Source organism: Streptomyces sp. UNOC14_S4, assembly GCF_020740835.1.
In the GTDB taxonomy this organism is placed as follows: domain Bacteria; phylum Actinomycetota; class Actinomycetes; order Streptomycetales; family Streptomycetaceae; genus Streptomyces.
Genome location: NZ_JAINFC010000822.1, coordinates 1 through 2,115, shown reverse-complemented (window position 1 = coordinate 2,115; position 2,115 = coordinate 1). Strand labels below are relative to the sequence as shown.

Annotated in this window: 1 protein-coding gene; it reads left to right on the top strand. The window is 72.2% G+C overall.

Annotated elements, in window-relative coordinates:
* Positions 1 to 1,642: CRISPR-associated helicase Cas3' (gene cas3, locus K6I34_RS36125; RefSeq protein ID WP_229332255.1), on the top strand; the 1,642-nt coding region annotated here is incomplete at its 5' end.
* Between the last annotated feature and the right edge of the window lie 473 nt (positions 1,643 to 2,115).

Below are 2,115 nucleotides of genomic sequence, written 5' to 3'. Positions count from 1 at the left end.
CGAGGAAGGGGTGCCCGGGCCGGGGGAGTGGCTGCGCGGGTGGGATGCGGCTCTGCTGGCCCAATTCACGGTCGCCACGGTGGACCAGGCGCTGATGGCCGTGCTGCCGGTGCGGTTCAACGCCCTGCGCCTGCTGGCCCTGTCGGGCCGGACGGTGGTAATCGACGAGGCCCATGCCCTGGCCCCGTTCAGCCATCTGCAGCTACGCCGTCTACTGAACTGGCTGGGGGCGCTGGGCAGCCCGGTCGTGCTGCTGTCGGCGACGATGCCGTCCTCCACGTGCCAGGAGCTGGTGCGGGCCTACCTCTCGGGGGCTGGCCGCCCCTCCCGCGCGCTGGAGGGCCGGTCCTTCGCCCCCGCTTACCCGGGCTGGCTGTTCGCGGACGCCGCGACCGGCACCTGCCACCGGATGGACCCCAGCTCCCGCGAGGCGCACATCACCGCGCAGCGGCGCCGGGTACGGGTGCGCAGTCGGCCAGTGCGCCACCACAGGCTCAAGGACGCCGGGCGCACGGTCGAGGAAGGCGAGCGGCTGGCCGTGATCGGCGAGCTCATCGGCCCCGTCGCCCGTGAGGGCGGCTGCGCGGCCGTGGCCTGCGCGACCGTGGGCGACGCCCAGGACACCTACCAGTACCTCAAGCACACCTGGCCCGGAGCCGCGGAAGACCTGCTGCTGCTCCACGCGCGCTTCCCCGGACATGTGCGGGAGGCCCTGACCGGGCGGGTGCGCAGGGCACTGGGGCCGGCCGGGCCGCGCCCGGACCGGCTGGTCGTGGTGACCACCAGCCTGCTGGACATGAGCCTGGACATCGACGTCGATCTCCTGGTCAGCGACCTTGCCTCCATCGCCCGCCTGCTCCAGCGCGCAGGCCGGCTCGGCCGCTTCCTGCACCGGCAGGCCGGTACACAGCTGCGCCGGCCCGCCTGGTGGGGCGGCGATGATCCGTGCCTGACCGTCCTGAACCCGGTCGGGGCCCAGGGCGCGACGGCTGTTCCTCCGGGCTGGCGGACGGTGGAACCCGCCTGTCTGCTGCACGCCACCGCCAGCCTGCTGCCCGCTCTGGAAGCCGCTCCGGTGACGGTCCCGGACCAGGTACAGGACCTCGTGGAGCACATCCACGGCGCCTCCTCCGCGTTCGCCGGTGCCACCGCCCAGCTGCACAAGCTGCTGAACGGACACTCCTCCCGTGCCGCCTGGGAGGAACACCTGGGGGCCGTCCATCTCATCCCGGCGCCCGGCCGGGTGTCCTCGCTGGCCGACCTGCACCGCCAGCACCTGACCACCGCCCAGGCCGCCACCCGCCTGGGCACCCTGCCCCGGCACCTGCTGCCTTGCTACCGCACCCAGGACAACACCCTGACCCTGGACCGGGCCGGACTCCACCCCCTGCCGGAACGGCCCCGTCTGACCGCCGCAGGGGTCCGCCGCATCCTGCAGCACACCCTGCCCGTGCCCGCGGCCTGGGTAGCCCGCCGCGGCCCGGCCCACCGCCCGCCCGAGGCCTGGCGCGAGCACCCGCTGCTCAACGACGTGGTCCTGCTGCCCGCCGATGCCGCCCGGCCCGGCCACTTCGAGCAGTTCGGCCGACACCTGCTGCGCATGGACGACGAACTCGGCCTTGTCCACGGCCAGTTGAATTAAATCTCTACCGGAGCCCGGCAAGGACCCCTGTGGGCGCATGCAGCAGAGTGGCAGTTGGTGATCATATTAATCTCACGGATTGTACTTAGCTGACTCCGGCGTGGTTTCCTTGATCCCGTTCGCGGACCGGACGGCTCCTGCAACTGACGCATCGTTGTGCCACAAGCCAACTCACGTCGCATCAGCATGAATCCACTGCTGACCAGAGCCCCGATGCCGCAGGGACCACACCCCGCACTCAGCGCCACCCCCGCGCCCAAGCAGCCCCATCCTCTCCAAACGCGCCTTTCCCCCCTGCCCCCTCCTCTCCTTCTCCTTGCACCTGCGCACCGGTGGTGCAGCCGCGTCCCTCCGTGCCACCGGCGGGCCAGGGACACGGCCGCTTCACCCCCCGGTGCTCCCGCACGCCGTACCCACACTGCACGTGGACGCCGACACCTTCCTCTTCCTCCCCGGCCGCAGTGGTCCATCCG